This window comes from Desulfovibrio sp. (genome assembly GCF_009712225.1).
Classification (GTDB): Bacteria; Desulfobacterota; Desulfovibrionia; order Desulfovibrionales; family Desulfovibrionaceae; genus Desulfovibrio.
Genome location: NZ_WASP01000008.1, coordinates 306,927 through 333,601, shown reverse-complemented (window position 1 = coordinate 333,601; position 26,675 = coordinate 306,927). Strand labels below are relative to the sequence as shown.

The 26,675-nt window shown below is 56.9% G+C and carries 23 protein-coding genes, 4 tRNA genes and 1 riboswitch; of the genes, 13 read left to right on the top strand and 14 right to left on the bottom strand.

Annotated elements, in window-relative coordinates; translation table 11 throughout:
- The first annotated feature begins 268 nt into the window (after positions 1-268).
- Positions 269-1,039: a hypothetical protein gene (locus tag F8N36_RS11830; RefSeq protein ID WP_291333014.1), complete on the top strand. Its 771-nt coding sequence runs from the start codon at positions 269-271 to the stop codon at positions 1,037-1,039.
- A gap of 135 nt (positions 1,040-1,174) precedes the next feature.
- On the opposite strand, the gene F8N36_RS11825 is transcribed toward F8N36_RS11830, so the two are convergent.
- The 5 genes from F8N36_RS11825 to F8N36_RS11805 form a co-directional block, all read right to left on the bottom strand.
- Positions 1,175-2,131, bottom strand: coding sequence for a ChbG/HpnK family deacetylase (locus F8N36_RS11825; RefSeq protein ID WP_291333013.1), 957 nt, complete (start codon positions 2,129-2,131; stop codon positions 1,175-1,177).
- A 3-nt stretch (positions 2,132-2,134) separates the two neighbouring features.
- Positions 2,135-3,091: a glycosyltransferase family 2 protein gene (locus F8N36_RS11820; protein WP_291333012.1), complete on the bottom strand. Its 957-nt coding sequence runs from the start codon at positions 3,089-3,091 to the stop codon at positions 2,135-2,137.
- 8 nt (positions 3,092-3,099) lie between these two features.
- A complete protein-coding gene (locus F8N36_RS11815) occupies positions 3,100-4,740 on the bottom strand; it encodes a hypothetical protein (RefSeq protein ID WP_291333011.1) in 1,641 nt (546 codons plus the stop codon).
- A gap of 308 nt (positions 4,741-5,048) precedes the next feature.
- On the bottom strand, positions 5,049-5,171 hold the full coding sequence (locus F8N36_RS11810) for a hypothetical protein (RefSeq protein WP_291333010.1): 123 nt from the start codon (positions 5,169-5,171) through the stop codon (positions 5,049-5,051).
- 247 nt (positions 5,172-5,418) lie between these two features.
- The gene (locus F8N36_RS11805; RefSeq protein WP_291333009.1) at positions 5,419-6,612 is read right to left on the bottom strand and encodes a benzoate/H(+) symporter BenE family transporter; all 1,194 of its coding nucleotides are present in this window, start codon (positions 6,610-6,612) and stop codon (positions 5,419-5,421) included.
- Positions 6,613-6,825: 213 nt separating this feature from the next.
- Between F8N36_RS11805 and F8N36_RS11800 the strand changes: the two genes are divergently transcribed.
- The 5 genes from F8N36_RS11800 (at position 6,826) to F8N36_RS11780 (ending at position 10,134) form a co-directional block, all read left to right on the top strand.
- A complete protein-coding gene (locus F8N36_RS11800; RefSeq protein ID WP_291333008.1) occupies positions 6,826-8,172 on the top strand; it encodes a PLP-dependent aminotransferase family protein in 1,347 nt (448 codons plus the stop codon).
- Positions 8,173-8,399: 227 nt separating this feature from the next.
- Entirely contained in the window at positions 8,400-8,543 is a 144-nt protein-coding gene (locus tag F8N36_RS11795) for a hypothetical protein (RefSeq protein ID WP_291333007.1), read from the top strand.
- Positions 8,509-8,772 (top strand): hypothetical protein, encoded by a 264-nt coding sequence (locus tag F8N36_RS11790; RefSeq protein WP_291333006.1) that lies wholly within the window; start codon positions 8,509-8,511, stop codon positions 8,770-8,772. The genes F8N36_RS11795 and F8N36_RS11790 overlap by 35 nt, the downstream gene beginning before the upstream one ends.
- 88 nt (positions 8,773-8,860) lie before the next feature.
- A complete protein-coding gene (locus F8N36_RS11785) occupies positions 8,861-9,589 on the top strand; it encodes a class I SAM-dependent methyltransferase (protein WP_291333005.1) in 729 nt (242 codons plus the stop codon).
- 65 nt (positions 9,590-9,654) lie between these two features.
- Complete coding sequence (locus F8N36_RS11780; RefSeq protein WP_291333004.1) at positions 9,655-10,134, top strand: hypothetical protein; 480 nt, start codon at positions 9,655-9,657, stop codon at positions 10,132-10,134.
- Positions 10,135-10,339: 205 nt separating this feature from the next.
- Here F8N36_RS11780 and mgtA read toward each other — a convergent pair whose 3' ends face one another.
- The 6 genes from mgtA to F8N36_RS11750 all read right to left on the bottom strand — a co-directional run bounded on the left by mgtA (position 10,340) and on the right by F8N36_RS11750 (position 15,537).
- Complete coding sequence (gene mgtA, locus F8N36_RS11775) at positions 10,340-13,054, bottom strand: magnesium-translocating P-type ATPase (protein WP_291333003.1); 2,715 nt, start codon at positions 13,052-13,054, stop codon at positions 10,340-10,342.
- A gap of 270 nt (positions 13,055-13,324) precedes the next feature.
- Positions 13,325-13,480: riboswitch (M-box (ykoK) riboswitch) on the bottom strand.
- Positions 13,481-13,646: 166 nt separating this feature from the next.
- A tRNA-Gly gene (locus F8N36_RS11770) sits at positions 13,647-13,721 on the bottom strand.
- Positions 13,722-13,726: 5 nt separating this feature from the next.
- A tRNA-Gly gene (locus F8N36_RS11765) sits at positions 13,727-13,801 on the bottom strand.
- Between the two features lie 37 nt (positions 13,802-13,838).
- Positions 13,839-13,912: transfer RNA gene (locus F8N36_RS11760), tRNA-Cys, on the bottom strand.
- Between the two features lie 11 nt (positions 13,913-13,923).
- Positions 13,924-13,998: transfer RNA gene (locus tag F8N36_RS11755), tRNA-Gly, on the bottom strand.
- Positions 13,999-14,232: 234 nt separating this feature from the next.
- Positions 14,233-15,537 (bottom strand): phenylacetate--CoA ligase, encoded by a 1,305-nt coding sequence (locus F8N36_RS11750; RefSeq protein ID WP_291333002.1) that lies wholly within the window; start codon positions 15,535-15,537, stop codon positions 14,233-14,235.
- Positions 15,538-15,678: 141 nt separating this feature from the next.
- On the opposite strand from F8N36_RS11750, the gene rsfS reads away from it, so the two are divergent.
- The 4 genes from rsfS to F8N36_RS11730 all read left to right on the top strand — a co-directional run bounded on the left by rsfS (position 15,679) and on the right by F8N36_RS11730 (position 19,875).
- A complete protein-coding gene (gene rsfS / locus F8N36_RS11745) occupies positions 15,679-16,161 on the top strand; it encodes a ribosome silencing factor (protein WP_291333001.1) in 483 nt (160 codons plus the stop codon).
- The gene (gene gpmI / locus F8N36_RS11740) at positions 16,158-17,717 is read left to right on the top strand and encodes a 2,3-bisphosphoglycerate-independent phosphoglycerate mutase (RefSeq protein WP_291333081.1); all 1,560 of its coding nucleotides are present in this window, start codon (positions 16,158-16,160) and stop codon (positions 17,715-17,717) included. The genes rsfS and gpmI overlap by 4 nt, the downstream gene beginning before the upstream one ends.
- Positions 17,710-17,952, top strand: coding sequence for a hypothetical protein (locus F8N36_RS11735; protein ID WP_291333000.1), 243 nt, complete (start codon positions 17,710-17,712; stop codon positions 17,950-17,952). Before gpmI ends, F8N36_RS11735 begins: the two co-directional genes overlap by 8 nt.
- A 393-nt stretch (positions 17,953-18,345) precedes the next feature.
- Positions 18,346-19,875, top strand: a complete 1,530-nt coding sequence (locus F8N36_RS11730; protein WP_291332999.1) for an outer membrane homotrimeric porin — start codon at positions 18,346-18,348, stop codon at positions 19,873-19,875.
- A gap of 235 nt (positions 19,876-20,110) precedes the next feature.
- Here F8N36_RS11730 and pstA read toward each other — a convergent pair whose 3' ends face one another.
- The 3 genes from pstA to F8N36_RS11715 all read right to left on the bottom strand — a co-directional run bounded on the left by pstA (position 20,111) and on the right by F8N36_RS11715 (position 22,960).
- Positions 20,111-20,929: a phosphate ABC transporter permease PstA gene (pstA, locus tag F8N36_RS11725; RefSeq protein WP_291333080.1), complete on the bottom strand. Its 819-nt coding sequence runs from the start codon at positions 20,927-20,929 to the stop codon at positions 20,111-20,113.
- Positions 20,930-21,169: 240 nt separating this feature from the next.
- Positions 21,170-22,060 (bottom strand): phosphate ABC transporter permease subunit PstC, encoded by an 891-nt coding sequence (pstC, locus tag F8N36_RS11720; RefSeq protein ID WP_291332998.1) that lies wholly within the window; start codon positions 22,058-22,060, stop codon positions 21,170-21,172.
- A gap of 81 nt (positions 22,061-22,141) precedes the next feature.
- Positions 22,142-22,960, bottom strand: coding sequence for a PstS family phosphate ABC transporter substrate-binding protein (locus tag F8N36_RS11715; protein WP_291332997.1), 819 nt, complete (start codon positions 22,958-22,960; stop codon positions 22,142-22,144).
- 247 nt (positions 22,961-23,207) lie between these two features.
- Between F8N36_RS11715 and F8N36_RS11710 the strand changes: the two genes are divergently transcribed.
- The 3 genes from F8N36_RS11710 (at position 23,208) to pstB (ending at position 26,588) form a co-directional block, all read left to right on the top strand.
- The gene (locus F8N36_RS11710; protein WP_291332996.1) at positions 23,208-23,885 is read left to right on the top strand and encodes a response regulator; all 678 of its coding nucleotides are present in this window, start codon (positions 23,208-23,210) and stop codon (positions 23,883-23,885) included.
- Positions 23,886-23,982: 97 nt separating this feature from the next.
- Positions 23,983-25,836, top strand: a complete 1,854-nt coding sequence (locus F8N36_RS11705; protein ID WP_291332995.1) for an ATP-binding protein — start codon at positions 23,983-23,985, stop codon at positions 25,834-25,836.
- Positions 25,833-26,588, top strand: coding sequence for a phosphate ABC transporter ATP-binding protein PstB (gene pstB / locus F8N36_RS11700; protein ID WP_022659457.1), 756 nt, complete (start codon positions 25,833-25,835; stop codon positions 26,586-26,588). The genes F8N36_RS11705 and pstB overlap by 4 nt, the downstream gene beginning before the upstream one ends.
- Positions 26,589-26,675: the final 87 nt, after the last annotated feature.

The following is a 26,675-nucleotide window of genomic DNA, read 5'->3' as shown; positions in this document are numbered from 1 at the left end:
CCCCATTTTTATTTTTTGGAGGGCAGTGTGAAAAGCCGCCGGTAAAAAGCAGGCCCCGGGCCAGCGCCTGCGGGCGGCCAAGGCGAAACATGCCGAGATGCTGTTTTATTGTTTTGCCGGGTGACGTTATGGCGCAACTTGCCCTTGTGCCGCTGCCGTGCATTGCGCCTTGCTGTCGGTTAGGGTATGATTTTGTGTATCGAAGGCCTGTTTGTGGCGCAATCCTGCCCACGACACGCCTTTGCGGCCATGTCTCGGAGGCTTTAACGTGCGGCGTTTTTATCAGGAAAGCTGGCAAGGCATCCCCTTCACGTCTTTTTCACATATATCATTTTTTCATCTGGCGGAGCCAAAGTTCTACGCGATTTTTTACGAAGAACTGTTTCGTCGCTACAAAAGCTGGGACGATTTGCCGTCGGTATGGCGTGAAAACAAGCGCACCGACGCCAAATGGCTCATCGGGCAGCTGCGCGCCAAACTGGCGCAGGAATCTGGTCAACGCACAGAACCGGTGCGCGTGCTCTCCATTGGCAGCGGCGTGGGCTACATGGAAAAAATCTTGCTGGAAGAAATGCCCGAGCTGGAGTTGCACGTCAATGAACCCAGCACCGTGGGCATGAAGTGGCTGCGCGAATATATTCCCAGCGACCGTATCTATATCGGTCTGCCGCCCGCCTGTCTGCCCTCGGACGTGCAGTACGACATGATTTACCTCTCAACCGTCGACTACGGCATTCCCACCCGCGAATTCCAGCATCTGCTGTGGGAACTGCGCGCCCAGCTTGCTCCCGGTGGCGAGCTTGTGCTGCTTTCGGCCTCGTTGCTGGAAGAAGACTCGTTTATCGGCAGTTTCGTGAATGCCATCAAGATTGGCATTCGGACGGTGCTGCATCACCTGGGCATTCGCAAGCAGCAGTTCTGGGGCTGGCGTCGCACGCAGGATGAATACCGCGATCTTTTCAAGGAGGCGGGGTTCATCAAGGTGAAAGACGGCTGGCTTGAAGACGGTTTTGAAACCTACTGGATACGCGGTCAGTAATGTTTTTGCGTGTCTGACACGTACGGTGGGCGCGTGAGTTTTTTCGGCCCTGAGGATGTTTGCCTCGGGGCCGATTTCTTTTGCAGCATGCAGAGGCGGCGCGGGAAAAATGCGCGCCTTGCGGCTGTGGAGTTATTAAAAGGACTGTACCGTGCCGTAACGGGCCAGAACCTGGCTCAGGCTGGTGTCAAGCAGCATGGATTTTTCCACCTTGCGGGCGGGGCTGGTGTAAAAACTGTTATGGCGTACAGGGGCTGCGTCGTTTTCTTCTTCGTCGGCAGCGCTGTTTGTCTGGCTTATGCCGCCGGGGTGGCACATTATTTCTACAAGCTGCGCAGGCTGCCGCTTGCGCGCAATGGCGGCCAGAGACGCAGCCACCCTGTCTGCCGTGAGGCTGCCGCCAGAAACAAGTCCGCAAAAATAGCTGTTGTGGGCGATGCCTGCGCGGTCAAGCAGGGCCTCAAGCCCCTTTGACCAGTAGGCCAGCAGGGCGCGCCGTGCGCAGCCCACCACAAGCGGCAAAAAGGGCAGGGGGGCAACGTGTGCGGGCTCCTTGGGCAGGCGCACGTATGTTGGCCTGCGCTCTCGCATGAATTCGGTCATGGTCTGGCGCAGGGCCGGTATGCTGTGGATATGCAGGTGCCCGTCAAGATGCAGGCCCCTACGCGAATCCATCAGTGAAAAAGCTGCGGCAAAAGCGTCTGCCTGTGCTTCCAGCTCGGTGCGTATGGCCGAGAGCAGGGTTCGCTTTTTGGTACCCGTGCCAGCGGCAAGCAGGGCGAGCATTTGTCCAAGGCCGTAGCGAAAAATGCCTTCAGCATTCACAATTGGCCGTACCTGCGCCACCGGTGCGGTGCAGAGTCCTTCCAGGATGTTGAGGTGCAGGCATGTGCGCACATGCGGCATGCGGGCAAGTTTTTGCAGACTTGCAACCGCGTGCGTACCGCCCATGATTACAGATACGGAATTGAGGGGCCCGCAGGCAAGGCAGTCAAAAATGTCATCGCTGATCTGGCGGGTCAGGCCGCAGTCATCGGCGTGGACAATAAAGCGCATGGATTCTGCACTGTCTGTGGCTGCATGCCGCGACATTTGTCAGGAATCCGTATTTTGGGCTTCCAGCGTTTCTGCCAGCAGGTAGCGAGGTCTGCCTTTCAGCTCGATAAAAGCGTGATGGATGTACGCTGACATGATGCAAAGGCCCGTGAGAATGGCGCTACCCGTGAGCAGAATAAGCAGAATAACCGTGGTGAAGCCCGATCGGGCATGCCCCGTGGCATAGCTCCAGAGCGCCTCGCAGCCCACAAAGAACGACAGTGCGTAAAACAGCAGGGTAATGATGCCGATGAGCAGCAGGGGCTTGCCGCTGAACGAGGTCATGGAATCCACCGCCAGGGTTACCCTGCGGGCAAGGCTCCATTTGCTTGACCCGCCACACCGCAGGCAGGGTGTGAACATGATCTGCTCGTGCCGAAAGCCCATCCATGAGGTGAGGCCGCGATAAAAGAGCTTGCGTTCGCCAAGATTTTTCCATGCTTCGACCACCTTGCGGTCAAGCAGCTTGAAATCGCCCGATCCCCTCAGGTCATAAGAGGTGAGCATTTCAAAAAGGCGGTAAAAAGACATGGCGCATACTTTGCTGAGCAGCGATTCCACCTGCCGCTCCTGCTTGCAAACGTCGACCACGTCCACATTGCCGGTGCGCCACAAGGCGACCATTTCTGGAATGAGCGAGGCCGGATGCTGCATGTCGCTGTCCATGGTGATGACGGCATCGCCACGTGTGGCAGCCAGCCCGGCAGAGAGGGCCGCATCCTTGCCGAAATTTCGGCTCAGGCGCAGGCAGCGCAGGCAGGAATACTGCGCAGTGAGCGTGCGCATGACTTCCCATGTATTGTCGGATGAGCCGTCGTCAACGAGCACCACCTCATGATCCAGACCCGTACTCGTTTTAAGCTGGCCCAGTTCTGCCGTAAGTGATGCCACAAATTCGGGCAGCTGGTCGCCTTCGCAGTAGACTGGAGCAACAACAGAAATAATGGTTCGACGCATGAAAAAACTCACGGAATGTTGGTTGCCGTCGTTGCGGAGCGCCTGGCCAGAAACCATTGGTCATTGCTCCATACAATGGTTGCCCGTCGGGCGATATCTTCCTGCTCGGCGGTCTCGCCGCATAATATCCATTGCGCGCCGGAAGCAATCCATGCAGCCGCCAGCCCCTGTTTGTCCCGTAGGGTAACAAGGTCAAGCCAGTGGGCAGCGCCTTGGGCATCCTGGCTGTAAAGGTATGAAGAACCGTCCTTGAAGGCATATGCCAGGGGGCGGTACAGACGGTAGCGCACGGCCATTGCGTCCGGTTCGGCAAAAATTGGGGCATCCTGCGGCACAAACTGTTCCACTGCCTGCAGCGCTTCGGCAAAGCTTGTCCCTTTGATCTGGCAGCGTTGAATTCTCTCAGGGTGTTGTATGCCAATCATATGCCTGAAAGCAAAGCGCACCCCTGTAGCCCAGCGTCCCTGATCAAAAAACAGCACACAGCCAATTGCGGCAACGGCCAGCAGGCTCGCCCATTTTGGCGTTCGCTGCCAAAGGCAGACAAAAGCCCCCACAATCATAATCCAGCACAAAAAAATTATGAATCGAACGCCTCTGGGCAGTTCTGCGGCCATAGGCAGCCTGCCAAGCCTCTCGGCGATATGGGTTTCTGCCACAGAAAGCAGCACGGCTATGCACACGCCAAGCAAAAGCGTGGGAATGATTGAGGTCAACCGTTTCATGGTTGGCGAGCCAAAACGGCGCACAACAAAATAATTCAGAAAACCCATCACCAGTAGAGGGAAAGAGTCGCTGTGAGGGTGCAAATGGCCAGCAAGCCTTTGCCACAGGCTGCCTTCGTCCTCGATGAAGCGGCGGTCAAACACCTGCTGAAATACTTTGAGATCATGGGCAGAGAAGGGTGTGACCGAATTGATGGAACTGAACAGGTAGAGCAGTGTGGGCAGACTCCAGGCGGCAAGGCTCAGCAGTAGCCAGCCGCAGTGCCGCAGCAGGCTCTCGCCCTTGGCCCGGTGAAAGAAAAAAACCGTAAACAGCATGCAGCTGGCCACAAGCGAGCTGATGCTGTGCAGGTACATACCGCAGCCCGAGGCAAAGAGAATGAGGGGGCGCAGCTGGGGTTTATCAAGGGAGGAAAGCGTAGCGGCCAGTAAAACAGGAAACAGGGCCGCGTAAAACACCCGTGGTGTTATATCGCCCGAGCCAAAGCCCCAGTATGTGCCAAAGCTGATCCATACGGTAACGGCCGTCAGCATGGCAAACAGGGTGGCGATCAGCGGTGAATCCCACAGGCGGCGGCCCAGATAATAGCAGGCGACATAATGGAAAAAAACGCCGACGGCCCCGGCCCGCAGCATGCCCTGAACTATGTCGTTGCCGGGCTGCAGCAGGGTTGCCAGAGTTGATTCCAGGCTGATGATGGAGTTGGCGGTGGTGGGTATGGCCAGCAGCGGGTCTTGGGAAAACAGCTCGCGGTGTAGCTCGCCCGCCATGTTTTGCACATAGCAGCAAAGGTCGGAGCTTATGTTGAGGCCGTCACTGGAGAGAATGCTCACACCCCAGAGACCGTACAGCACATAGCCTGCAATGGCGACTATAAAGGCCAGATCCCAAAAGGCGTATTTTTTTGAAAGGTTGAAGATCATGTAAGAACGCCTGAGGGGGGGTAAGAATACAAAAAACAGCCTGCTGCTGAAAATGACAACCGGGCAACACTGAAAACAAGCATCAGTTGATGGATAGCGATAGTGTTTTGCTCGACTTTTGACAAGCGTATTTCAGGTAAATGGCATTATTGAGCAATGTTTATATGTGCCCGCAGAACTGCGGCGTGTTCCGCAGTACAGGGTAATCGGGCTCTGGTCTGCGACAGATTTCAGGCAAGAAAAAAGGCCGGGATTTTTCCCGGCCTTCAATCACAGGTTTACTTATTTGTTCGGTGCACAGACTGTGCTTAGAAGCGGTCGGCGGCTGCCAGCATGCGACGCCACCAGTTCATCCAACCATCCCAAACAGAGCCGAGGACGGAATCCTCAATGCGCCATCCGAAGGGCCTCAACAAAACGGCATTATCCATAAACTGCCTCCTTGCTATAGGTGGTTGCGAACTAATCTCCGCAAAAAAAAGCTAGCACGTCACTAGGCGGGACGCAATGGCTTTGGGGGATGGAGGAAAAAATATATCAGAAACATATAAAAATTGTTTTATATCAGCATGTTGCATATATTTCAATATGTGGATAAGCAGATGGATAAACGCACGTTTTTATGTGCCAGCTCCATGCCGCAGGGCTGCCCTGCGGGCTTTGTCGAGGGGTAACCCGCTATGCCTTTTTTTGTGAGCATTGAGGACATGGTTTACGCCAGGCCAGCACTGCAAACATAAGGCCGCCAAACAGCAAGCCCCAGAAAGGGGAACCAAGACCGAGAAAATCCATACCCGAGGCCGTGGCCAGAAAGGCAAAAATGCCCGCTTCGATGTTATCGCTGTCCTTGAATATACCCATAAAGCCAGTGGTAAACGCGCTGATCAGGGCAAGGCCCGCCAGCACAGCCACAAATGTTTGGGGCAGGGCCGAAAACAGCGAGATGATGGTTGAGCCCAGCACCCCGGCAACAATATACAGCCCCCCGCAAAAAACACCCGCAACGTATCGTCTGGACGGATCTTTGTGGGCTTCCGTCCCGGTGCAGATGGCGGCCGTGAGTGAAGAAAGGTTGATGGCGTGTGCGCCAAAGGGAGCCAGCAGAGCAGAGCATATGCCTGTCACAGCCATGATGCCGTTGGACTGCACACGGTAGCCAGAGGCATGCAGCACTGCCATGCCTGAAATGTATTGCCCCGTAATGGTTACCAGGGCCAGCGGAATGCCCAGACCCACAACGGTTGCCCATGAAAACTGCGGCGTGATGAATACCGGTGCGGTGGGCGCAAAAGCCAGACTTTCAAAATGCATCATGCCGCCTGCCGCCGCTATGCCCATGCCCACAGCCATAACCACCGCCACTGAATACCGAGGCGAGACGCGCCGAAACACGATGAAGCACCCAATCATGCCCAAAGCCAGCACGGGATCAGGCCGCACGCTGCTGAAAACCCGTGCACCAAAGCTGAAAAGAATGCCCGCAAACATGCCGGAACTCACCGCCGCCGGTATGCGCCTCATGATGGCGTCGAGCGTGCCGGTGAGGCCGATGACCGTGATGATCAGGGCGCTGGCAATGTAGGCCCCGATAGCCTCGCCCAGCGGTACTCCGGGCAGCATGGCAATCAGCAGGGCGGCCCCCGGCGTGGACCATGCCGTGATAACCGGTATCTTCATTTTCCAGCTCAAAAAGATTCCGGTTATGCCGCTGCCGATGGATACAGCCCATATCCATGAGGAAGTCACAGCCTCCGACAGGCCAGCCAGATGGGCAGCCTGAAAGATGAGCACGGCAGATCCGGTAAAAGAGACGACGACAGCCAGTACAGCCGCAACCGCGGCGGTGCCGGAACAGTCTTTGAAAAAAGGCATGCGTTCTCCTTAAGTGCTGCAGGGGGGTCTGCATTCGCATCCCCTGCCGTGATTCTGCTGCGGTGCGGTTATGCCCGGCCGGGCAGAGCATGGCGGCAGAAATTTACGAAGATTGCTTTATTGTATACGCATAAATGGCTGGTGCGTAAACACACAGCTGTATGTAAGACACCTGATACCCTGGCTGGCACACCCATGTGGAATCTTAAAATAATGGATACCAACAAACCCCTGTACATCGCGCTGGCAGATGCTCTTGAGCGTGATATCCGCTCGGGGGTGCTGCAACCGGGCGACCGCCTGCCCTCGCACCGCGAGCTGGCAAAGGCAGTGGGGGTAACGGTCACCACCATAACGCGGGCCTATGCAGAGGCTGAGAAACGCAATCTCATCACGGCCATGGTTGGTATGGGCACGTTTGTGGCGGCTGATGCCGGGGTAGCCGCTTCACTGGTGGATACCACCGTCCAGAACGTAAAGGCGGTAAACATGGGGCTTGTGCACCCCCTGCACGGTTCAGAACACTATCTGGAAGAGGTTGTGGGGCAGGTGCTTGCACGCGGGGGGCTGCACCGCTATGTGCCGTACGCTTTTCCGCAGGGGCATTACGGCCACCGCGAAACTGGTGCGCGCTGGGTGGCCCGTTTTGGCGTATGCGCCTCGGCAGAAACTGTGGTTGTCACCGCAGGCACGCAGCACGCCCTGCACTGCATATTTTCAACCCTGTTTGAGCCCGGAGACAGGGTCGCCGTGGAAAAGTACACCTATCCCGGCGTTAAATCTGCGGCGCGGGCCAACGGCATACGACTGGAAGCAGTAGAAATGGACGCGCAGGGCATGCTGCCCGAATCGCTGGACGCCCTGTGCCAGCGCCAGGCGGTCAAAGGCCTGTACACTGCGGGGCTGGTGCAAAACCCCACCAACAGTTCCATGGGGCCGCAGCGGCGGCTTACCTTGAGTGAGGTAATACGGCGGCATGGCCTGCTTCTGCTTGAGGATGGCGTTGACGCCTTTTTGGCAGAAGGTGGCGAACGCACCCTGTCTGCCTTGCTGCCAGAGCAGAGTATTTTTATCTGCGGCATGGCGCAGGCTTTTTATACCGGGCTGCGCATCGCCTTTGTAGTTGCGCCGCAGGCCATGTGCGCCAGCATTGCGCAAGGCGTGGTGGACAGCATATGGATGACGCCGCCCCTCTGCGCAGAGATTATTTGTGAAACCATCAATTCTGGCATTGCGGACAAAATAATAGCCGGAAAAAAAAGCGAGCTGGACAGGCGCATGGCCCTGTTCAAAGAACGGCTGCACGGCCACAGCTTTGTGCTGGACCAGCGCAGCATGCATGTGTGGCTTGAGTTGACGGATGGGTGGACAAGCACCGCCTTTGAGCAGGCCACGCAGCGGGTGGGTTTGCAGGTGTATTCGTCTGAAAAGTTCACCGTTGGGCATATGCCGCCGCCAAACTGCGTAAGGCTGGCCATATCGTCGCCCGAAACCATGCAGACGTTCCGCCAGGGGCTCGACCTGCTGGTGCTGGTGCTTGAGGGCGGGCACGAAGCCTGAGGAGAGATTACCCACATGGCGCAGCCAAGTGTTGTCTGTCACAAAAAAGGCCAACCGAAATTTTTATTGTGTTAAAATCAATCATGAGAAAAACTGGCATAACGCAACTTGTCTTTTTTGCTGCTGATAATGCAAGAATGTCTCACTGTCTGGGGCATAAGGTTTTTGCAGTGGCGCGGTGTTGCATGTACTTTGCCAATGTAATATTATTCGTCATTCTAAAATTGATGAATACGGAATTTTATGTTGAGTATGAAGCACGCGATCAAGGGGAAATCCCCGGCGACAATGTCCGGTTCTTTAGCCGTGACATTCTTGAGGTCGTTGTGCGTGGCTATGATGCTTTTTGTCGTTTTTTCACCGGTGCTTGATATAGTTAATGATTATGATGACAATGCCCGCGTTTCAAAGTTTCAGCTACAGCATGAAACAAATGAGCATCAAGATCTTGAGCCGTTAAGTCATTTTCTTTATTCTTCGCCGATTCCTTTAAGCGCTGTGCCTTCGCTTTCCTTGGTGCCGTGTTTTCAGTTGCTGCAAAACACGTACTGCATAGCGCACTCCATAGAACATCCTCCCGAAGCTCTGCTTTTTTCCTAAAAGGCAGATCCTTTTTTCCGCAACTATTCCTGTGAAGTTGTGGACGCTTTTTGCGTTCACGGCTTCTATAGGCATGGGAGATTGTTCTATGCTTGATAAAGCCGTGTGTTATGTCAATGGCTGGCTGCAGAGCTATCGTTACAGATTGGGTGTTTCCCAGAAATACCTGCAGTGGTGCTCCAAAACAACAAATGCAAGCTGGTGGCATGCGTATGCCATTAAACACCGTCCCTGGCGGCCGCACGTATGTGTGCCCTGCGAGTGGATTACGCAAATGGTGCCCAGTTCCGCGCATGTTTTTGAAGTGGGTTGCGGCAGTGGCGCGAACCTGCTCTGGCTGCAGCAAAGAGGTTTTCAGCGTTTGGGGGGGAGCGATATTGCGGTTTCCGCGATTGAAATGTGCGACCTGCTGGCAAAATATTACAAGACCCGCATTAACACTATTGTGGATGATGCACTGAACCCCAGATTTCGCCCTGAAAAGGTTGATGTGCTGCTTTCCGTAAACTGGTTGTATCATATCCCCGGAGCGTCACTGGAAGATCTGTTCAAGATTTACGGAGAGTGCGTCAAGCCAAAAGGATATATGGCTTTTGACTGCATCAGCTCAAAATACAACGCAATGCCAAACAACAAAAACCATACTGCAGACGTGCGCCTGCCTATGGAAAAAAGGCGGCCATCAGAATATACATTTCGCATGACCACTGGCGAAGTTGAGAGATGCATTTCGAGGTATGGGTATAAGATATCGAAAAAAAGAGAGTTGCGGACATTTCCGCCGCGAAATGTCTTTATTGCTCAACGGTACTGCTGATGCGGCAATTGCGTTTGTGAGCGCTAGGGTGTTCTCTGGTGTGATAACAGGGACAGGAGTATGTGATGGCCTGTTTGAAAAGCCTGGGTGTCGTGGTGGTCTTCTTCTCTGTGAGTCTGTTTTTTGCCGCTGTTTCAGCGGCGGGTGATAGACATGACAGGGGAAACAGAAACTGCGATTCGACCCCGCCTGCCGCGTACGTAAACAATTGTGGCGGATGCCACATTGCGTACCCCGCCTGGATGCTGCCGGCAACCTCCTGGAGCAAAATCATGAGTAATCTTGATGAGCATTTTGGTTCGCAGGTCTCTGTGCCAGCAGAAGACGCTGCTGTCGTTGAGCGCTGGCTGAAAGAGCAGGCGGCAGGCTCAGGTGCGAACCGTCGAGGGGACAAAGTTGCGCGCCATCTCGCGGGGCAATCCCCCTTGCGGGTGACCGATACCCCCTGGTTTGTACACAAACACCGCAAACTGCCCGGTTCATCGAACTTTGCGGATTGCGTCTCCTGCCACAAGGATGCCGCCCAGGGGATCTACTGCAAATAATACGTCGGCGCATGCGCCGCGTGTTCTCTTGAGATGTTTGCCGTATTTGGGGCCTACGCCCGCTGCCCTGTGCGATGGCTCTTTTCTGGAATGCGTCACTATTGAAAGTCCCAGTTCAGCTTGCCGCTGGACTGGGACTTTCTGTTCATTGGCGTTCTGCCAAGATGCTGGATATTCAGCGCGCTGTTTTCAGACAGGCATCATTTTACAGGAGCTCACCATATTTCCAGACAAAGGCCTTTTTGGCGATAGTTGCCAGCACCATGTACAGCAGAATGGTTACCGCAAGCCAGGCAAAGTATACAGGCGGCAGCGTGCCAAGCCCGATGGATGCCCCAAATGCAGTAAACGGAATCATGGTGAGCACCGCAATGCCGGTAAACGTTACCAGGGTTACCGAGGCAGAGGCGCGGCTCTGGAAAAACGGTATCTTGGGCGTGCGGATCATGTGAATAACCAGGGTCTGGCTCCACATGGATTCCACAAACCAGCCCGCCTGAAATACGGCAATGTACTGGGCCTGCACCGCTGGGTCTGTAATATGGTGGAACAGCTGCCCGCCGCACATCATGGGGCAGATGACAAAATACATCAGCAGATAGGTTGTGATGTCAAAAACAGAGCTCGTGGGGCCGATCCACAGCATGAACTTGCCAATGGACGAGGCATCCCACTTTCTGGGAACAGCCAGATACTCCTTGTCCACATTGTCCCAGGGTATTGCCGTGCAGCTCAGATCATAAATAAGATTCAGCAGAATCAGGTGGATCGAGAGCATGGGCAAAAACGGCAGAAACGCACTGGCCGCAAGCACCGAGAACATGTTGCCGAAGTTGGAACTTGCCGTCATTTTTATGTATTTGATCATGTTGGCATACGTTTTTCTGCCTTCAACGATGCCTTTTTCCAGAACCATCAAATCTTTTTCCAGCAGGATGACGTCCGCCGATTCCTTGGCGATATCAACGGCGCTGTCTACAGAAATACCCACATCGGCGGCCTTCATGGCTGCGGCATCGTTTATGCCATCGCCCATGTAGCCAACACTGTGCCCGTTTGCACGCAAGGCCGTGATGACCTGCGTTTTCTGCTGGGGAGAAAGCTTGGCGAAAACGCTCACATCCTCAACCTTGAGGCACAGCTCTTCTTCGCTCATGCCCGCGATGTCAGAGCCCAGCATCATGTGCTCCACGGGAATCTTCAGCTGGCGGCATACGCAGCGCGTCACCTTGTCGTTGTCGCCCGTAAGAATCTTTACGCCCACGCCGTGTTCATGCAGGGCTTTCAGGGCTCTTTCCGTTGATTCCTTGGGCGGATCAAGAAAAGCCAGATAGCCCATCAAGACCATGTCGGATTCATCGGCGACAGAAAAAGCGCCCACCGGCGACGGGTTTGTTTTTTGCGCAACCGCGATAACGCGCATGCCGTCGTCGTTGAGGGCCGACACTTTCTTTAAAATGTATTCCCTGATTTCATCAGAGAGCGGAAGCACCTCGCCCTTGTATTCGGCATAGCCGCACACAGCGAGCATTTCTTCCACGGCGCCCTTGGTGATCATCTGGGTTTTGCCGTTTGACACCACAACGCTCATGCGCCGCCGTTCAAAATCAAAAGGAATTTCATCCACCTTGGTGAACTTGTCAGAGAGGTCAACCAGAGAAGGATTTTCTTTTTGTTCCTGCAGGGTGCGCTCGATGATGGCAAAATCAATCAGGTTTTTAAGGCCGGTCTGATAGTAGCTGTTCAAAAAGGCGTGGCGGAGCACGCGTATGTCTTCCTGCCCATGGATATTCAGGTGGTACTGCAAAACGACTTTGTCGAGGGTCAGCGTGCCCGTCTTGTCAGTGCACAGAATATCCATAGACCCCAGATTCTGGATGGAATTGAGGTTCTTGATGATGGTTTTTTCGCGGGCCATGCTTACCGCGCCCTTGGCAAGGCATGTTGTCACGATCATGGGCAACATTTCTGGGGTAAGGCCCACAGCAACCGAGAGGGCAAACAGAGCGGCGTCTACCCAGTCGCCCTTGGTAAAGCCGTTGATAAACAGAACCAGGGGAACCATTATCAGCATGAAGCGGATAAGCACCCAGGAAACCTGGTTAATGCCCTTTTCAAAACTGGTCTGCACCGGCTTTGCCGTGATGCTCTTTGCCATTTCGCCGAATATGGTGGAATCGCCCGTGGCGACCACAACACCCATGGCGCTGCCGCTCACCACGTTTGACCCCATAAAGGCCAGGTTGCGGCATTCAGCCATGCTGCTCAGGCCACTTTCAACCTCTGTGGCGATTTTTTCTATGGCGATACTCTCGCCGGTCAGGGCAGACTGGCTGACAAAAAGGTCCTTGGCCTGAATAATGCGCATGTCCGCTGGTATCATGTCACCAGCGGCCAGATAGACAATGTCACCCACCACCACGTCTTCAAGCGGAATTTCTGCTCTGCCCACTTCACGCCGCTGCACGCAGGTTGTGGTCTTGATCATCTTGAGCAGGTTTTCGGCAGCCGCGCCGCTCCGGGCCTCCTGCACAAAGCGCAGCAGGCCAGAAATCATGACCATGGTCATGATGATGATAACAGTTTTGGGATTCGCCTCGCCCGGATCTGCCCACAAAATATCCGTACAGGCAGACACTGTGGCCAGGCCAAGAAGAATGGCCGTAAAGGGATTGATGAACGCCCCAACCAGCCTGCTGAAAAGAGACTGCTTTTTGCCACGGGTGATGACATTGCTGCCGAACAGGTCGCGTGACGTGCGTATCTGTGCTTCATTCAGGCCATCTCTGGCCGTCTTGAGCTTTTTGAGCAGGGTGTTGGCATCGAGCATTGCCGCAAGCGCAAGACGATCGCCAGCTTCTTTATAGTGGCGTTCCCTTGCACGGGCATTTTTGCGCGCAGTGCGAGTAGTTTGACGCATGAGTGCACCTCCACAAATGAAAACTGATGGAAGCACAGCCCATAATCTGATGAACCCAGAGCTATCGTGGCGGAACGGACATGAACATCCCTTCCGTCACGCACCTTCGCGGTACGAAATCAGAATTTGGGCTGTATCTACTGTCCGGTTCCATTTTTGTCCTCTGAGTTTGGGAATTTCCCTGTTTAGGCAGAATTGCCAGTTGTGATAAAAAAATCGCCCCGGTCATGGCGCAAAACGATGACAGGGACGTACCCAAAGCCCCAAGCGGGGCATTCGCATCGTTCAAGTTTTAGCTCCCCAGGGCGGTGAAGTTACATAGTCCATGCCTTATGCGACATCGACTGTTGGCCTTCTCATAGTGTCTCCACTACTCCGCGGCAGTAACCCATATCCCTGAGGTAGCCTCGCCTACCGATAAGCTAGAAGACACCTACGCCCCAAATGGTGAGGAGTCAACGTAAGAATGAGGACATCAGGTGACAGTTTTGTGGATGTTTGCTGAACGTTGTTCGAGGGGCGACCAAAATTGGGGCAACAAAAAAGGCTCTTACAGAGATGTTCTGCAAGAGCCTAATATTGCAAGCTTTTTTGGAGCGGGAAACGGGATTTGAACCCGCAACCTTCAGCTTGGGAAGCTGACACTCTACCGTTGAGTTATTCCCGCAAAAGTGGAGCGGGAGACGGGATTTGAACCCGCGACTTCAACCTTGGCAAGGTTGCACTCTACCACTGAGTTACTCCCGCATGGTATGCGAAACGGCGAAGCGTAAAGGATGCTGTTTGGAGGCGGCATCCAGATTTGAACTGGAGATGGAGGTTTTGCAGACCTCTGCCTTACCACTTGGCTATGCCGCCAGCAAAAAAAGTGGAGCGGGAGACGGGATTTGAACCCGCGACTTCAACCTTGGCAAGGTTGCACTCTACCACTGAGTTACTCCCGCTCAACGAAGAAGGGTTGTACGCTGACTGGCCTGAGGTGTCAAGCATTGCTGAACTTTTTTCCGCAACAAATTTGTAAACACGCATAACATGCTAAAATTACTATTGAAATTCGTGTAAGGCTAGGCGGCGGTATCAAGTCATGCTCAGGGGCCACCGGCATCACCGGCAGCCCCTGCAATATGCACAGGCACAGCCAAATGTCTGTGCCAATTTGATATGGCTGTTTTCTTGCCCTAGTCCTTGGGGCGGTTGTCCACGATGCGCTTGGCCTTGCCTTCTGAGCGTTCGATGGAGCGGGGTTCCATCAGGCGCACCTTGGCGGAAACGCCCAGATATTCCTTGATGGCCTTTTGCAGGTGCCCTTCGAGCATCTGCAGCTTGCGGATTTCGTCGGCAAAGAGATTTTCGTTCATCTCCACGCGCACTTCGAGGGTGTCGAGGTTGTGCACGCGGTCGACGATAATCTGGTAGTTGGGGGAAAGTCCGTTGCTTTCCATAAGAATGCCCTCAATCTGCTGCGGGAACACGTTGACGCCGCGGATGATGAGCATGTCATCACTACGACCCTGCAGGCGCGAGATGCGCACGTGGGTACGCCCGCAGCGGCAGGGCGTGTAGTCAAGGCTTGTGAGGTCGCGCGTGCGGTAGCGCAACATCGGGATGCCTTCCTTGGTCAGAGTGGTCAGCACCAGTTCGCCCACTTCACCGGGGGGCAGCTGGTCGCCCGTGATCGGATCGATGATTTCGGGCAAAATGTGGTCTTCCCACAGGTGCATGCCGCACTTGGCTTCTTCGCATTCCATGGCCACGCCGGGGCCCATGATTTCAGAGAGGCCGTAAATATTGAGGGCATTGATGTCCATCTTGTCTTCAATGTCGCGGCGCATGGCTTCGGACCAGGGCTCTGCGCCAAAGATGCCGATGCGCAGAGGCAGCTCGCGAAAGTTCACGCCCACTTCCATTGATGCTTCCCACAGGTGCAGCCCGTAGGAGGGGGTGGCGCACAGCACTGTTGCGCCAAAGTCGCGCAGCAGGCCAGCCTGGCGGCGTGTGGCACCGCCCGAAGCGGGCACAACCGTTGCGCCAAGGCGTTCGGCACCGTAGTGCGCACCCAGGCCGCCGGTGAAAAGGCCGTAACCGTATGCCACGTGCACAACGTCAGAGCGCACAACACCGGCCGCGGAGAGGCTGCGGGCCATCAGCTCTGCCCAGGTTTCAAGGTCGCGCTGGGTGTATCCCACCACAACGGCCTTGCCGGTGGTTCCGCTTGAGGCGTGCAGGCGCACGATGTGGTCCTTGGGAACCGCAAACAGGCCATAGGGGTAGTTGTTGCGCAGATCCTGTTTTTCCGTAAAGGGCAGTAGCTTGAGGTCTGCCAGAGACTTGATGTCGGCAGGGGTGATGCCCGCTTCGTCGAAGCGCTTGCGATAAAAGGGCACGTTGGCGTAGACGCGGTTGCACAAATCACGCAGGCGGCGCAGCTGCAGCGCCTCCATGTCTTCGCGTGGCAGAGTTTCCTGTTTGATGTTGAAAAGCACGGCCCTCTCCTTCTGCGGCTGGCGTTTGGCGGCGCATTGGCGCTACACTGATCCCTAGATAAAAGCTTCGTTTGGGTATGCCGCAATGCGCGGGCGCGGTCAATACGGGTTGCGGCGATTCTGCGCACGCAGCGGCCCCCAATGGGGTTTGCAGCACCACGGGCCGCTGGCGGCATTGCCCTTGGCCCGGCTTTACGTTATGTGGAGCGTATGGAAAACAATACTCCTTTATCACCTGCAGGGGGCGCTGCCCCCAAGCGTTTTGCGGATGTTCCCCTGGAAGAAAAACTGGCGGCCGTGATGACCTGGCTTGAAGAGCATAAGGCCGCGCGCGTTGTCAGAATAGACATGGCTGAACAGGGCGGCTTTGCCGAGGCTCTGGTTATTGCCAGCGCCGGTTCAGTGCGCCACGCCCAGAGCCTTGCCGACGGCGTGGGCGAGCTGTGCCGTGCCAGCAACTATGAATACCTGCGCATGGAAGGCTACACCGCCGGGCAGTGGATTCTGGTGGACATGAACGACATAGTCGTCAACGTTTTTCTGGAACCTGTGCGCGAGCTCTACGGTCTTGAAGCCCTGTGGGGCAAGGCTGCCTCGTTGGCAAGCGCCCGTACCGGGGAATAATCATGACGCCCACGCTCTTGCTGATTCTTGATGGCTGGGGCCTCGCCGAGCCGGGGCCCGGCAACGCGCCCTTTGTGGCTGCAACACCCAATATGGACGCGCTCAACGCCCGCTGTCCGCATTCCCGCCTTGTGGCCTCTGGCCGCGATGTGGGGTTGCCGCGCGGTTACATGGGCAACTCTGAGGTGGGGCACCTGAACATCGGCGCGGGCCGCGTGGTGTATCAGGACATGACGCGCATTGACGTTGCCCTGGAAGACGGCAGTTTTGCCGCCAACCCGGTGCTCAACGGCCTGATTGAATCGGTAAGGCAAAGCGGAGGCAAGCTGCATCTGGCAGGTCTGCTCTCCGATGGCGGCGTGCACAGCCACATCCATCATCTCGAAGCCCTGTGCGCCATGGCTCACAAGGCTGGCGTGCCTGTGCGCATCCACTGTCTCATGGACGGGCGCGACCGCGACCCGCACAGCGGCGTGGATTTTATGCGCGCGCTTTTGCAGAGCATCGAGGGGCAGGGCCAGACCCGCGTTACCAGCATGGTGGGCCGTTTTTTTGCCATGGACCGGGACAAGCACTGGGAACGCCTCCAGGAAGCCTGGAAAGTGATTGTTCACGGGGTTCCTGCTGCTGCCATCTCGCCCATAGAGGCCATAGAGGCTTCATATGCCGCAGGCGTGACCGATGAATTTATCAAGCCCGTATGCTTTGAGGCCGGGGGCGAGCCCCTTGGCATGGCCGACGGCGACGGGCTGTTCCTGTTCAACTTCCGAGCTGACCGCATGCGCCAGTTTACGCAGGCCTTTATCCAGCCTGGGTTCGACGGTTTTGACCGTGGCCGTGTGCCTGCCCTTGCGAGCGTGGCTTCCATGACCGCCTACGAGTCGAGCTTCAACATTCCCGTGGCATTTCCCAAAGAGGCCGTGAGCATGGGGCTTGGCGAGGTTGTTTCGCGTCATGGGCTGCGTCAGCTGCGCCTGGCAGAAACGGAAAAGTACGCCCACGTTACGTATTTCTTTAATGGTGGGGTTGAGGAACCCTTTGCCGGAGAAGACCGCATCCTGGTGCCTTCGCCGCGCGAGGTGAAAACTTATGACCAGAAACCTGCCATGAGCGCGCCGGAAGTGACAGACAGGTTTGTGGAAGCCTGGAATTCTGGCGTATATGATCTGGTGGTCTGCAATCTCGCCAACGGCGACATGGTCGGTCACACAGGCATACTTGAGGCCGCGGTGCATGCCTGCGAGGTGGTGGACACCTGTGTCGGCCGCATGACCGCTGCCGTTGAGGCGCGCGGTGGGCGTATGATTATCATTGCCGACCACGGCAACTGCGAGAAGATGCTCACCCCCGAGGGGCAGCCGCATACGGCCCACACCACCAATCCCGTGCCGTGTATTCTGCTGGAATCCGATGGCAAGGTGCATGCATTGCAGGACGGCAGACTGGCCGACGTGGCCACCACTATTCTTGGCCTCTGGGGAATGCAACCCTCCGAGCTTATGACCGGGCGCAATCTGGCCGCGCCCCAAACCGAGGGGGAGGCCAACCGTGGCTGAGCGTAAGCGTCCCATCCAGCCCGTTGCACCCGACGGCATGGAGATACTGTTTTTTTACCAGTGCCCCAACTGCGGCAAGCATGTGCCACAGGCCAGCCCCACAGAGCCGCGCATGGTACGCTGCCCGGGATGCTCGCAAACGTTTCCCATCATTCCGGTTGACGAGCACAGTCTGCACTATGTGCGCATCATGCTGGCAGAGGGTAAGGCTGCGGCGGACCCGGACTTCCTGTAGTTTCAGCTTGTTCCTGTTCGAATCAACGGCCCGCTTCCGGTTTTGTGCTGCGTGCAGCACCTGCTGGAAGTGGGCCTTTTTTTGTTGCCTAACGCGGTATGCCGCAGAGTAGCCGCAAAAAAATTGTACTCTATCAGGGTGGGCGCCGTATCCCCAAGTAAGCAGTCATTGCGAAATATGTGGGCTGCAACTGGCTGTGTGAGCCTTGATGGCAAGTTTGGGTCTTCAGTAGATGTGTCGGCGAGGTGTCAGAATCATGCCGTTGTCACAGACTGGTAAAAATTTTTTGACGAAAACGGTTGCCTTCGACACAAAACGCAGGTATCTTTTCTTCGCCTGTGTTGGAGCAGGCCTGTGTTAACCCTGTGGGAAAAACTAGAGAGGAAGGGATTTATGAAACGCATTTGTACGCTCATCCTGGCCGCTGGCCTGGTGTTCGGCGCGGCCACCGGTGCCAGCGCCATTGATTTCAAGGCCAAGGGCCAGTGGCTCGTGGGCTTCAGCGCTGGTAACGAAAGCCTGGTGAGCAAGACCCGCCTTGGCAACAACGGCAAGGTCAAGGCCGACACCAGCGACACCTTTGCTGCCCAGCAGCGCGTGCGCCTGCAGTTGGACGCCGTGGCTTCCGAAGCCCTGTCCGGCACCGTGTATTTCGAAATCGGCGACCAGAAGTGGGGCCAGTCCAGCAGCGGCGCCGCCCTTGGTGCTGACGGCCAGGTCGTTGAAGTGAAGAACGCCTACATCGACTGGGCCATCCCCCAGACCGATGCCAAGATCCGCATGGGTATTCAGGGTCTTGCCCTGCCCAACACCGTTGCCGGTGGCTCTGCTATTCTTGATACCGACGTGGCCGCTGTGGTTGGCACCTACAAGTTCAACGACAACGTCAGCATGACCGCGTTCTGGGCTCGCCCCTTCAACGACAACTTCAACGGCACCGACGCCCGTTACAACGGCAATCCCCAGAACTATCTGGACAACATGGATCTGTTCGGTCTGATGGCCCCCCTGACGTTTGACGGCGTCAGCACCACCCCCTGGGTGATGTACGGCATGCAGGGCCGCAACACCCTGACCGGTTACACCCGCAACAACTGGCGCGTGACCGACGGCAACCCGCCGTTGACCCTGCGTCCTTACCCCTTGGCTGTCCAGGGTAACGACCTCGCCACCACCGGTACCTCCAAGGCATACGGCTCCATGTTCTGGGCCGGTCTGCCCATCGCCGTTACCGCGTTCGATCCCCTGAACATCGAACTCGACATCAACTACGGCTTCGTGGAAGCCATGGGCCGTTACGACGTGGTGAAGGGCCAGAATGGTCCCACCGTGCGCGGCGACACCCAGCGTCAGGGCTGGTTGGCCAAGGCTCTTGTTGAATACAAGATGGATTGGGCCACCCCCGGTCTGTTCGGTTGGTACGCCTCCGGTGACGACAACAGCGTGAAGAACGGCTCCGAACGCATGCCTTCCCTGGTGCCCACCGGCAACATGACCTCCTACATGGGCGACGGCAACCTTGGCTGGCTGCGTCAGGACTACGGCGTTGACTACTCCGGCACTTGGGGTATCGGCGCTCAGTTGAAGGACATGAGCTTCCTGCAGGACCTGAAGCACACCTTCCGTGTTGCTTACTGGGGCGGCACCAACAGCACCGGCATGGTTAAGTTCATGCCCAATGCTTACGCCTTCAACACCGGCCTGAGCAGCAACATCGCTCCTTACCTGACCACCAACGACGGTCTGGTGGAATTCAACCTGGTTAACACCTACCAGATCTACCAGAACCTGCAGATGAACGTCGAACTCGACTACATGGTCAACTGCATGGACAACAGCACCTGGAAGAAGGCCAACACCGCCAGCTCCTTCCAGAAGCAGGACATGTACCAGGCCAAAGTGGTCTTCGCGTACAGCTTCTAATTCAAGCGCCGGTCGTTTCGCACGACAGGATACGCATTCAAGGGGGGGCCTTCGGGCCTCCCTTTTTTTACGCCTGTAAACCAGAAGCCCGTGTGTATGGGGCGCAGGAGGCGGGCAGGTGGGTAGGTTTTGCGAGTGCAGACCGCACAGACAGGCAGAGCCCGCTTGCGCGGGCTCTGGCGGAGAAAGGAAGGAAGGCGGTGTTTGGAGAATGAGGCAGGAGGGTGTTGAGAGATCAGCGACGTTTCTGCAACCTGTCGCGCAGGATGATAGCGATGAGGTTCATGCCCAGTACCAGCAACAGCAGCACAAGGCCTGTGCCGTATTGCAGGGGGCGCGTCTTGTCGATTTCCGTACCGGCGGTGGCGAGCACGTACATGTGGTAGGGCAGGGCCATGACCGGGCTGAAAATGGAATCCGGAGTTTTTGGGGTGTAGAACACGGAGGCCGTGAACATGATGGCGGCAGTCTCGCCCGCTGCGCGCGCCACGCCAAGAATGGCCCCGGTAAGCATACCGGGCAATGCGCAGGGCAGTATAACCCGGGCAATGGTCTGCGACTTGGTTGCGCCAAGGGCCAGCGAGGCTTCGCGGTAGGTATCGGGCACGTTGCGCAGCGATTCCTCGGCCGTGCCGATGATCACCGGCAGTGTCAGCACCGCAAGAGTGAGCACGCCAGAAAGGATGCTCACCCCAAATCCGCAAAATGTTACGAAAAATGAAAGTCCGAACAGGCCAAATACTACGGAGGGCACGCCAGCCAGATTGTTGACGCCAAGGCGCACAAAGCGGGCAAAGGCATTGCGCTTGGCGTATTCATTCAGGTACACGGCAGAGGCCACACCCAGAGGAAAGGCAATGAGCAGCGAACCCAGCGACAGGATTGCCGTGCCGATAATGCAGGGCAATATGCCGCCTTTGGTCATCATCTGACGCGGCGCTTCTGTAAGAAATGTCCAGCTCATGGCAGGCAGGCCGTTCTGGAACAGAAACGCGCATACGGCCAGCAACGCCATCACGTTGCAGGCGGCCACGGCCCTCAGCAGCCAGAACATGAATGTCTGATACTGGCCGCGACCCTTGCCGCTGGCAAACTGCAAACGCACGCCGTCTTTCACGGGTGGTTCCACGTCGTGGTTCATGAGGTCTTCCTCCAGCGGGCGCGGTTCCAGCTTGATGCTGGGCCCATCGGAAGTAACTGGGGTGAGGCGAGTTGTGGCTGACATGAATGTTCCTCGTGTGAACTGGCTTAAAACTGCGTGCAGCGGCCTGTCTGCTGGTTGCCCAAGGGCAGCCTACAGACTGGACGTCCCCACCTGACGGTGCTTTTCGGCGATGTACCCGGCGGCCAGGTTAAAAGCCAGCGTCAGGAAAAAGAGCACAATGCCGATGGCAAACAGGGCGTGGTAGTGTTCGCTGCGAAAGGCCGCTTCGGCCATTTCCGCGGCAATGCTCGCAGGCATGGGGCGCACTGGAGAGAGCAGCGATGTGGGTATGATGCCCGCCCCGCCAGCAACCATGAGCACGACCATGGTTTCGCCAATGGCGCGCGACATGCCCAGCATCACAGCCGTACCAATGCCGGAAAGCGCAGCGGGAATAACCACGCGTACCGTGGTCTGCCAGCGTGTTGCGCCCAAAGCCAGCGAGGCTTCACGCAGGTCGCGCGGCACGCCAAACAGGGCGTCTTCCGAGACAGAGCATATGGTTGGCACGCTCATGAGAGCCAGCACGAGCGAGGCATTCAGCAGATTAAGCCCTGTGTCGGCATCCAGAAAATCCTGCAAAAATGGCGCAAGCACCACCATGCCCAAAAAGCCCAGCACAACCGAAGGCAGCGCGGCCAGCAATTCCACAAAGGGCTTGATGACACGCCGCACGGTGGGGTGGGCAATTTCTGTCAGATAAACCGCTGTCAGCACGCCCATGGGCACAGCCAGCAGCGATGAGAGCACCGTAACCGCCAGCGAGGCTATCAGCAGCGGAAAAATGCCAAACAGGCCCGGCTCTTCGGTGGGGTACCACAGGCTGCCGAACAGAAAATTGAAGAAGGAATATTCGCTGAACAGCGGCAGACCTTCCATGAAGAGAAAAATGACAATGCCTGCCAGAGCCAGCAAAGAGCTGCCTGCCAGGGCGGTAAGGGTGACCCGCACCGATTTTTCCTTGATGTCTCTGGAGCGCATTGCGCCTTCTCGCCGGCGGTGGGGGGGGGCCCGGGGCGGCCCGCTCCGCCGATGCTGTGGGTGTTCGCGGTAGTCAGCTACCTACTTGCCCAGGGGCACATAACCCACTTCAAGCACGTCCTTCTGGCCTTTGCCGGGATCCAGCAGGTATTCCACAAAGGCCTTGGCGCCGCCGGCAGGAGCACCGTTGGTGAACACAAAGAGTTCGCGGGCGATGGGCCACTGCTTGGAAAGAGCGGTCTGGGCGCTGGCGGTTACGTCATTGACCTTGAGACCCTTGGTGGACTTGTCCATGTAGCCAAGGCCCACATAACCGATGGCGTTCTTGTTTTTGGAAATGGTCTGCACCACTGCGCCGTTGGAGGCCTGCATCAGGGCCGCGGGGCTCACGCGTTCTTCCTTCATGATCAGTTCCTGCCAGCATTCAAAGGTGCCGGAAGAGGTGTCGCGCGAGATAACCACGATCTTGCCGTCGGCGCCGCCCACATCCTTCCAGTTGGTAACCTTGCCGCTGTATATGTCGCGCAGCTGGGCAGAGGTAAGGGCCGTAACGGGGTTGGCAGGGTTGACCACAGGCACGATGGCGTCAACAGCGATGGTGATGCGGTTGGGAGTCACGCCGTTTTTCTTTGCGGCTTCAACTTCCTTTTCCTTGATGTCGCGCGAGCTCATGGCGATGTCGCACTGCTTTTCGATCAGGGCCTTGATGCCGTTGCCGGAACCGCCGCCGGAGATGCTCAGTTCCACATCGGGGTGCGAGGCCATAAAGGATTCGCCAGCCTTCTGCACCACAGGCAGCACCGTGGTTGAGCCGTTGATGACAACCTGCTGGGCGGCCATGGCGGGAGCGCTGAGGCTCAGAACCGTAAGGGCGGTGGCGAACAATTTTCCGATAGTCATGGAGATTCTCCTCTATTTGTCGTGGTTGATACCGGGGTGCTTCCCGGTACGTTTCCCTTTTTGCCCTCCTCTGTTACAGAAATATGACGAAACGAAGAAGACTGCGTGAAGCTGGAGGTTGCGCAACTAACATGCTGAAATTAAAATGAAAATTTAAAAGAATTTTCGTCACGCAATTGTAACATGCCCTCCATGAGTTTGGCGCACAAAGTCGTTTTACTCTGCTTGCGTCATAGAGGTGAAACATATGAGCCAGCAAATATTGATTGTAGAAGATGAAGCCGACATTCGCGAACTTTTGCGTTTCAATCTGGAGCGCGAGGGGTTCACGGTGCATGAAGCTGCCGACGGTACGCAGGGATTGGCCCTGGCACGGCAGTACACGCCCGATCTGGTTATTCTGGATGTGATGCTGCCCGGGGTGGACGGTTTTGAAGTGTGTCGCCGTCTTGGCGCGCAGTCCGAAACCTCGCACATTCCCGTGCTCATGCTCACGGCCAGAGGCGAAGAAGTGGACCGCGTTGTGGGTTTGAGCCTTGGAGCCGATGACTACGTGGTCAAACCTTTCAGCGTGCGCGAGCTCATGCTGCGGGTAAAGGCCGTGCTACGGCGCGGTGGGCGCACAGCCGAAAGCCCGGTGCTTGAGCGGCACGGCATTCGTGTGCGCACCGAGGCGCATTCCGCAGAGGTGGGCGGCGAAATGCTCAACCTCACCGCCACGGAATTTCGCCTGCTCGAAGACCTGCTGCGTCACGCAGGCTCAGTGCGTACACGCGAGCAGCTGCTCAACAACGTGTGGGGGTATTCCTTTGAAGGCTACGCCCGAACCGTGGACACGCACGTGCGCAGGCTGCGGGCCAAGCTGGGCGAGGCGGCCCCCATGCTGGAAACAGTTCGTGGAGTGGGCTACCGCATCAAGGAATAGACGGCAAACCTGTACACGGGTGTAAGGGCTAGGGCCCGGGCAGAGTGTATGCCTGCGGTGTGACGGCCATGACAGCATGTTACGAGTGAGAGAAACCATGCTTTCCTTCAGAACACGAATTTTTTGCAGCGTCCTTGTGGCCGCGCTCATCGCTTCGGGAATTGCCGTTTACTACGGCAGGTCTTCCTTTGAGCAAAGCCAGGTTGATGCCGCGCGTGAAAGGCTGCTGCGCGAAACCACGCTGTCGGCTGCAATTCTCGACAAAATTGGGCCGAGCCCGGCTGGCGTTCGCGAGTTGGCGATCATACTGCGCATGCCGCAAGAGCGTCTTTCGCTGCTCGACAACAGTGGCAACGTGCTGGCAGACACAGCTCCCGGCGCGCAGCCCGTGTCAAAGCTCGACAACCATGCCGACCGGCCCGAAGTGCGGGCTGCCATGCAGGAAGGGCAGGGTTTTTCCATACGTTCAAGCGGCACGCTTGGCACTGATATGGCCTATGCCTCTGTGCGCATAAACGACAGTTATCTGTTGCGTATCGCCCTGCCACTCGCCAGTTTGCAGCAGGAAATAGAAAGCCGCGTGGCGGTTTTTACCAGAATAGGCATTGTTACACTGGTGCTTTCGCTGGTGCTCGCGGGGCTGCTTTCTGGCGCTTTGCGCAATTCGCTTTCGCAGATGGTCTCTGTTGTTGAGGCCATATCGCTGGGCAATTTCCAGCGCCGCCTGCGGCGCATTCCTGGCAGGGAATTTGCGCCTCTGGCTGAAGCCGTTAACCGTATGGCCGAAAATATTGAAGACCATGTGCGCACGGCGGCAGAGCAGACCGCGCAGCTTGAAAGCATACTCGAAACCATGAGCGACGGTGTACTGGTGCTGGGCCCACACGGGCGCATACGCAGGTGCAACCGCGCGTTGGCGCGGGAATTTCCTGCTGCGGCATCGGCTCTGGGCGCGCAGGTGGTGGAAGTCATTCCCTCGCCGCAGCTTCAGGCTGCGGTGGATGCCGCCATGGCAGCATGCCCCATACCGGGCCAGAAGGAAGCCGCCAGCGGACAGGTGGAAGGCTCTGCCGAGGTCGAGGCGCATGCCGCTGCCGACGATGCCGCAAACTGCAGGCAGCAGCGCTACCTGCAACTGGAGCTTTCATCCGGTCAGGTCATGTCGGTCTGCATATCACGCCCCACCGGGCTGGAGCATCTTGGTCAGACAGGCATCGGCGCGGTGGCCGTTTTCCACGACATCACGGAACTCATGCGGCTTGAGCGCGTGCGGCGCGACTTTGTGGCCAATGTTTCCCACGAGCTGCGCACTCCGCTTACGGCCATTCAGGGCTATGCCGAAACCCTTATCAGCCTAGATGCATCGCCCGAATGCCGCCGGTTTGGCGAGATCATTCTTAAGCACGGCGTCAGTCTCAGCCGTATGGTGGAAGACCTACTTACCCTAGCCCGGCTTGAGGGCAAGACCGGCAGTCTGGAGCTCAGCCCTACTGACCCGCGTGAGGCTGTATCTCAGGCGGTGGGCATGTGCCGCGAGGCCCTTGAGCGCCGCAGGTGTTCGGTTGTTGTAGACATTCCGGAAACCTGTCGTGTGCGCGCAAGTCTGCCGCACCTGGCCCAGGTATTCAGAAATCTTATAGAAAATGCGGGGCGTTATGCGCCAGAGGGCAGCAGTGTGCGCATCAGTGCGCGCGAGAGCGGCCCGGATGTTGTCATCCGCGTGGTAGACGACGGCCCCGGTATTCCCAAGGCTGACCTGGAACGGGTTTTTGAACGCTTCTATCAGGTAGAGCGGCACAGGGGGCAGGCGACCACCGGCCTTGGCCTGGCCATCTGCAAGCACATTGTTGAACGGCACGGCGGCCGCATACGGGCGGAAAGCCCCACGCAGGATGGCAGCACGGCCCTTGTTTTCACCCTTTCTTCCGTCCACGGAGCGGCACTTTCATGAACGAGCATCTGCTGGCACGCAACGTCAGTGTGTACTACGGGCAAAACAAGGCCCTGCACGAGGTGAGCCTCAATTTTGAGCCGCGCAGGGTCACGGCCCTCATCGGGCCTTCGGGCTGCGGTAAATCAACCTTTTTGCGCTGCCTCAACCGTATGAATGATCTGGTTCCCGGCGCGCGCGTGGAAGGCGAGATTCTGCTGGACGGGCAGGACGTCAACCGCCCTGATACGGACGTGGTTTCGCTACGCTGCCGTGTGGGAATGGTTTTTCAGAAGCCCAATCCCTTTCCCAAAACCATTTACGAAAACGTGGCCTACGGCCTGCGGGTCAACGGCCTGCGCGACGAAAGCCTCATTGCCGAAAAGGTTGAGCTTTCGCTGCGCCGCGCGGCCATATTTGAAGAAGTGAAGGACCGTCTGCAAAGCCCGGCCCTTGGTCTTTCGGGCGGGCAACAGCAGCGCCTGTGCATAGCCCGAGCCCTGGCGGTTGAGCCAGAGGTGCTGCTGATGGACGAACCTGCCAGCGCCCTTGACCCCATTGCCACGCAAAAGATCGAAGAAAGCATAAGAGAGCTGCGCGAGTCGCTTTCCATCATCATTGTTACGCACAACATGCAGCAGGCGGCCCGCGTGTCGGACTACACGGCATTTTTCTACATGGGCAGACTCATCGAGCACAATGCCACCGATGTCATGTTTACCCGGCCAGCCAAAAAGCAGACCGAAGACTACATCACCGGCCGCTTTGGCTAAACGCGCCGCATCTGTGCGGGCTACACTGCGCGTGCCGCGCAATGGCAGCGCAACGGAAATTTCACATTAAAGCGTAGCTGTTCCGGG

Coding starts and splice junctions, on each gene's coding strand:
- F8N36_RS11825 (WP_291333013.1), bottom strand. CDS start 2,131: ATGTCGCGGCATGCAGCCACAGACAGTGCAGAATCCATGCGCTTTATT.
- F8N36_RS11820 (WP_291333012.1), bottom strand. CDS start 3,091: ATGCGTCGAACCATTATTTCTGTTGTTGCTCCAGTCTACTGCGAAGGC.
- F8N36_RS11815 (WP_291333011.1), bottom strand. CDS start 4,740: ATGATCTTCAACCTTTCAAAAAAATACGCCTTTTGGGATCTGGCCTTT.
- F8N36_RS11810 (WP_291333010.1), bottom strand. CDS start 5,171: ATGGATAATGCCGTTTTGTTGAGGCCCTTCGGATGGCGCATTGAGGAT.
- F8N36_RS11805 (WP_291333009.1), bottom strand. CDS start 6,612: ATGCCTTTTTTCAAAGACTGTTCCGGCACCGCCGCGGTTGCGGCTGTA.
- F8N36_RS11800 (WP_291333008.1), top strand. CDS start 6,826: ATGGATACCAACAAACCCCTGTACATCGCGCTGGCAGATGCTCTTGAG.
- F8N36_RS11795 (WP_291333007.1), top strand. CDS start 8,400: ATGAATACGGAATTTTATGTTGAGTATGAAGCACGCGATCAAGGGGAA.
- F8N36_RS11790 (WP_291333006.1), top strand. CDS start 8,509: ATGATGCTTTTTGTCGTTTTTTCACCGGTGCTTGATATAGTTAATGAT.
- F8N36_RS11785 (WP_291333005.1), top strand. CDS start 8,861: ATGCTTGATAAAGCCGTGTGTTATGTCAATGGCTGGCTGCAGAGCTAT.
- F8N36_RS11780 (WP_291333004.1), top strand. CDS start 9,655: ATGGCCTGTTTGAAAAGCCTGGGTGTCGTGGTGGTCTTCTTCTCTGTG.
- mgtA (WP_291333003.1), bottom strand. CDS start 13,054: ATGCGTCAAACTACTCGCACTGCGCGCAAAAATGCCCGTGCAAGGGAA.
- rsfS (WP_291333001.1), top strand. CDS start 15,679: ATGGGGTTTGCAGCACCACGGGCCGCTGGCGGCATTGCCCTTGGCCCG.
- F8N36_RS11730 (WP_291332999.1), top strand. CDS start 18,346: ATGAAACGCATTTGTACGCTCATCCTGGCCGCTGGCCTGGTGTTCGGC.
- pstA (WP_291333080.1), bottom strand. CDS start 20,929: ATGTTCTGGCTGCTGAGGGCCGTGGCCGCCTGCAACGTGATGGCGTTG.
- pstC (WP_291332998.1), bottom strand. CDS start 22,060: ATGCGCTCCAGAGACATCAAGGAAAAATCGGTGCGGGTCACCCTTACC.
- F8N36_RS11715 (WP_291332997.1), bottom strand. CDS start 22,960: ATGACTATCGGAAAATTGTTCGCCACCGCCCTTACGGTTCTGAGCCTC.
- F8N36_RS11710 (WP_291332996.1), top strand. CDS start 23,208: ATGAGCCAGCAAATATTGATTGTAGAAGATGAAGCCGACATTCGCGAA.
- F8N36_RS11705 (WP_291332995.1), top strand. CDS start 23,983: ATGCTTTCCTTCAGAACACGAATTTTTTGCAGCGTCCTTGTGGCCGCG.
- pstB (WP_022659457.1), top strand. CDS start 25,833: ATGAACGAGCATCTGCTGGCACGCAACGTCAGTGTGTACTACGGGCAA.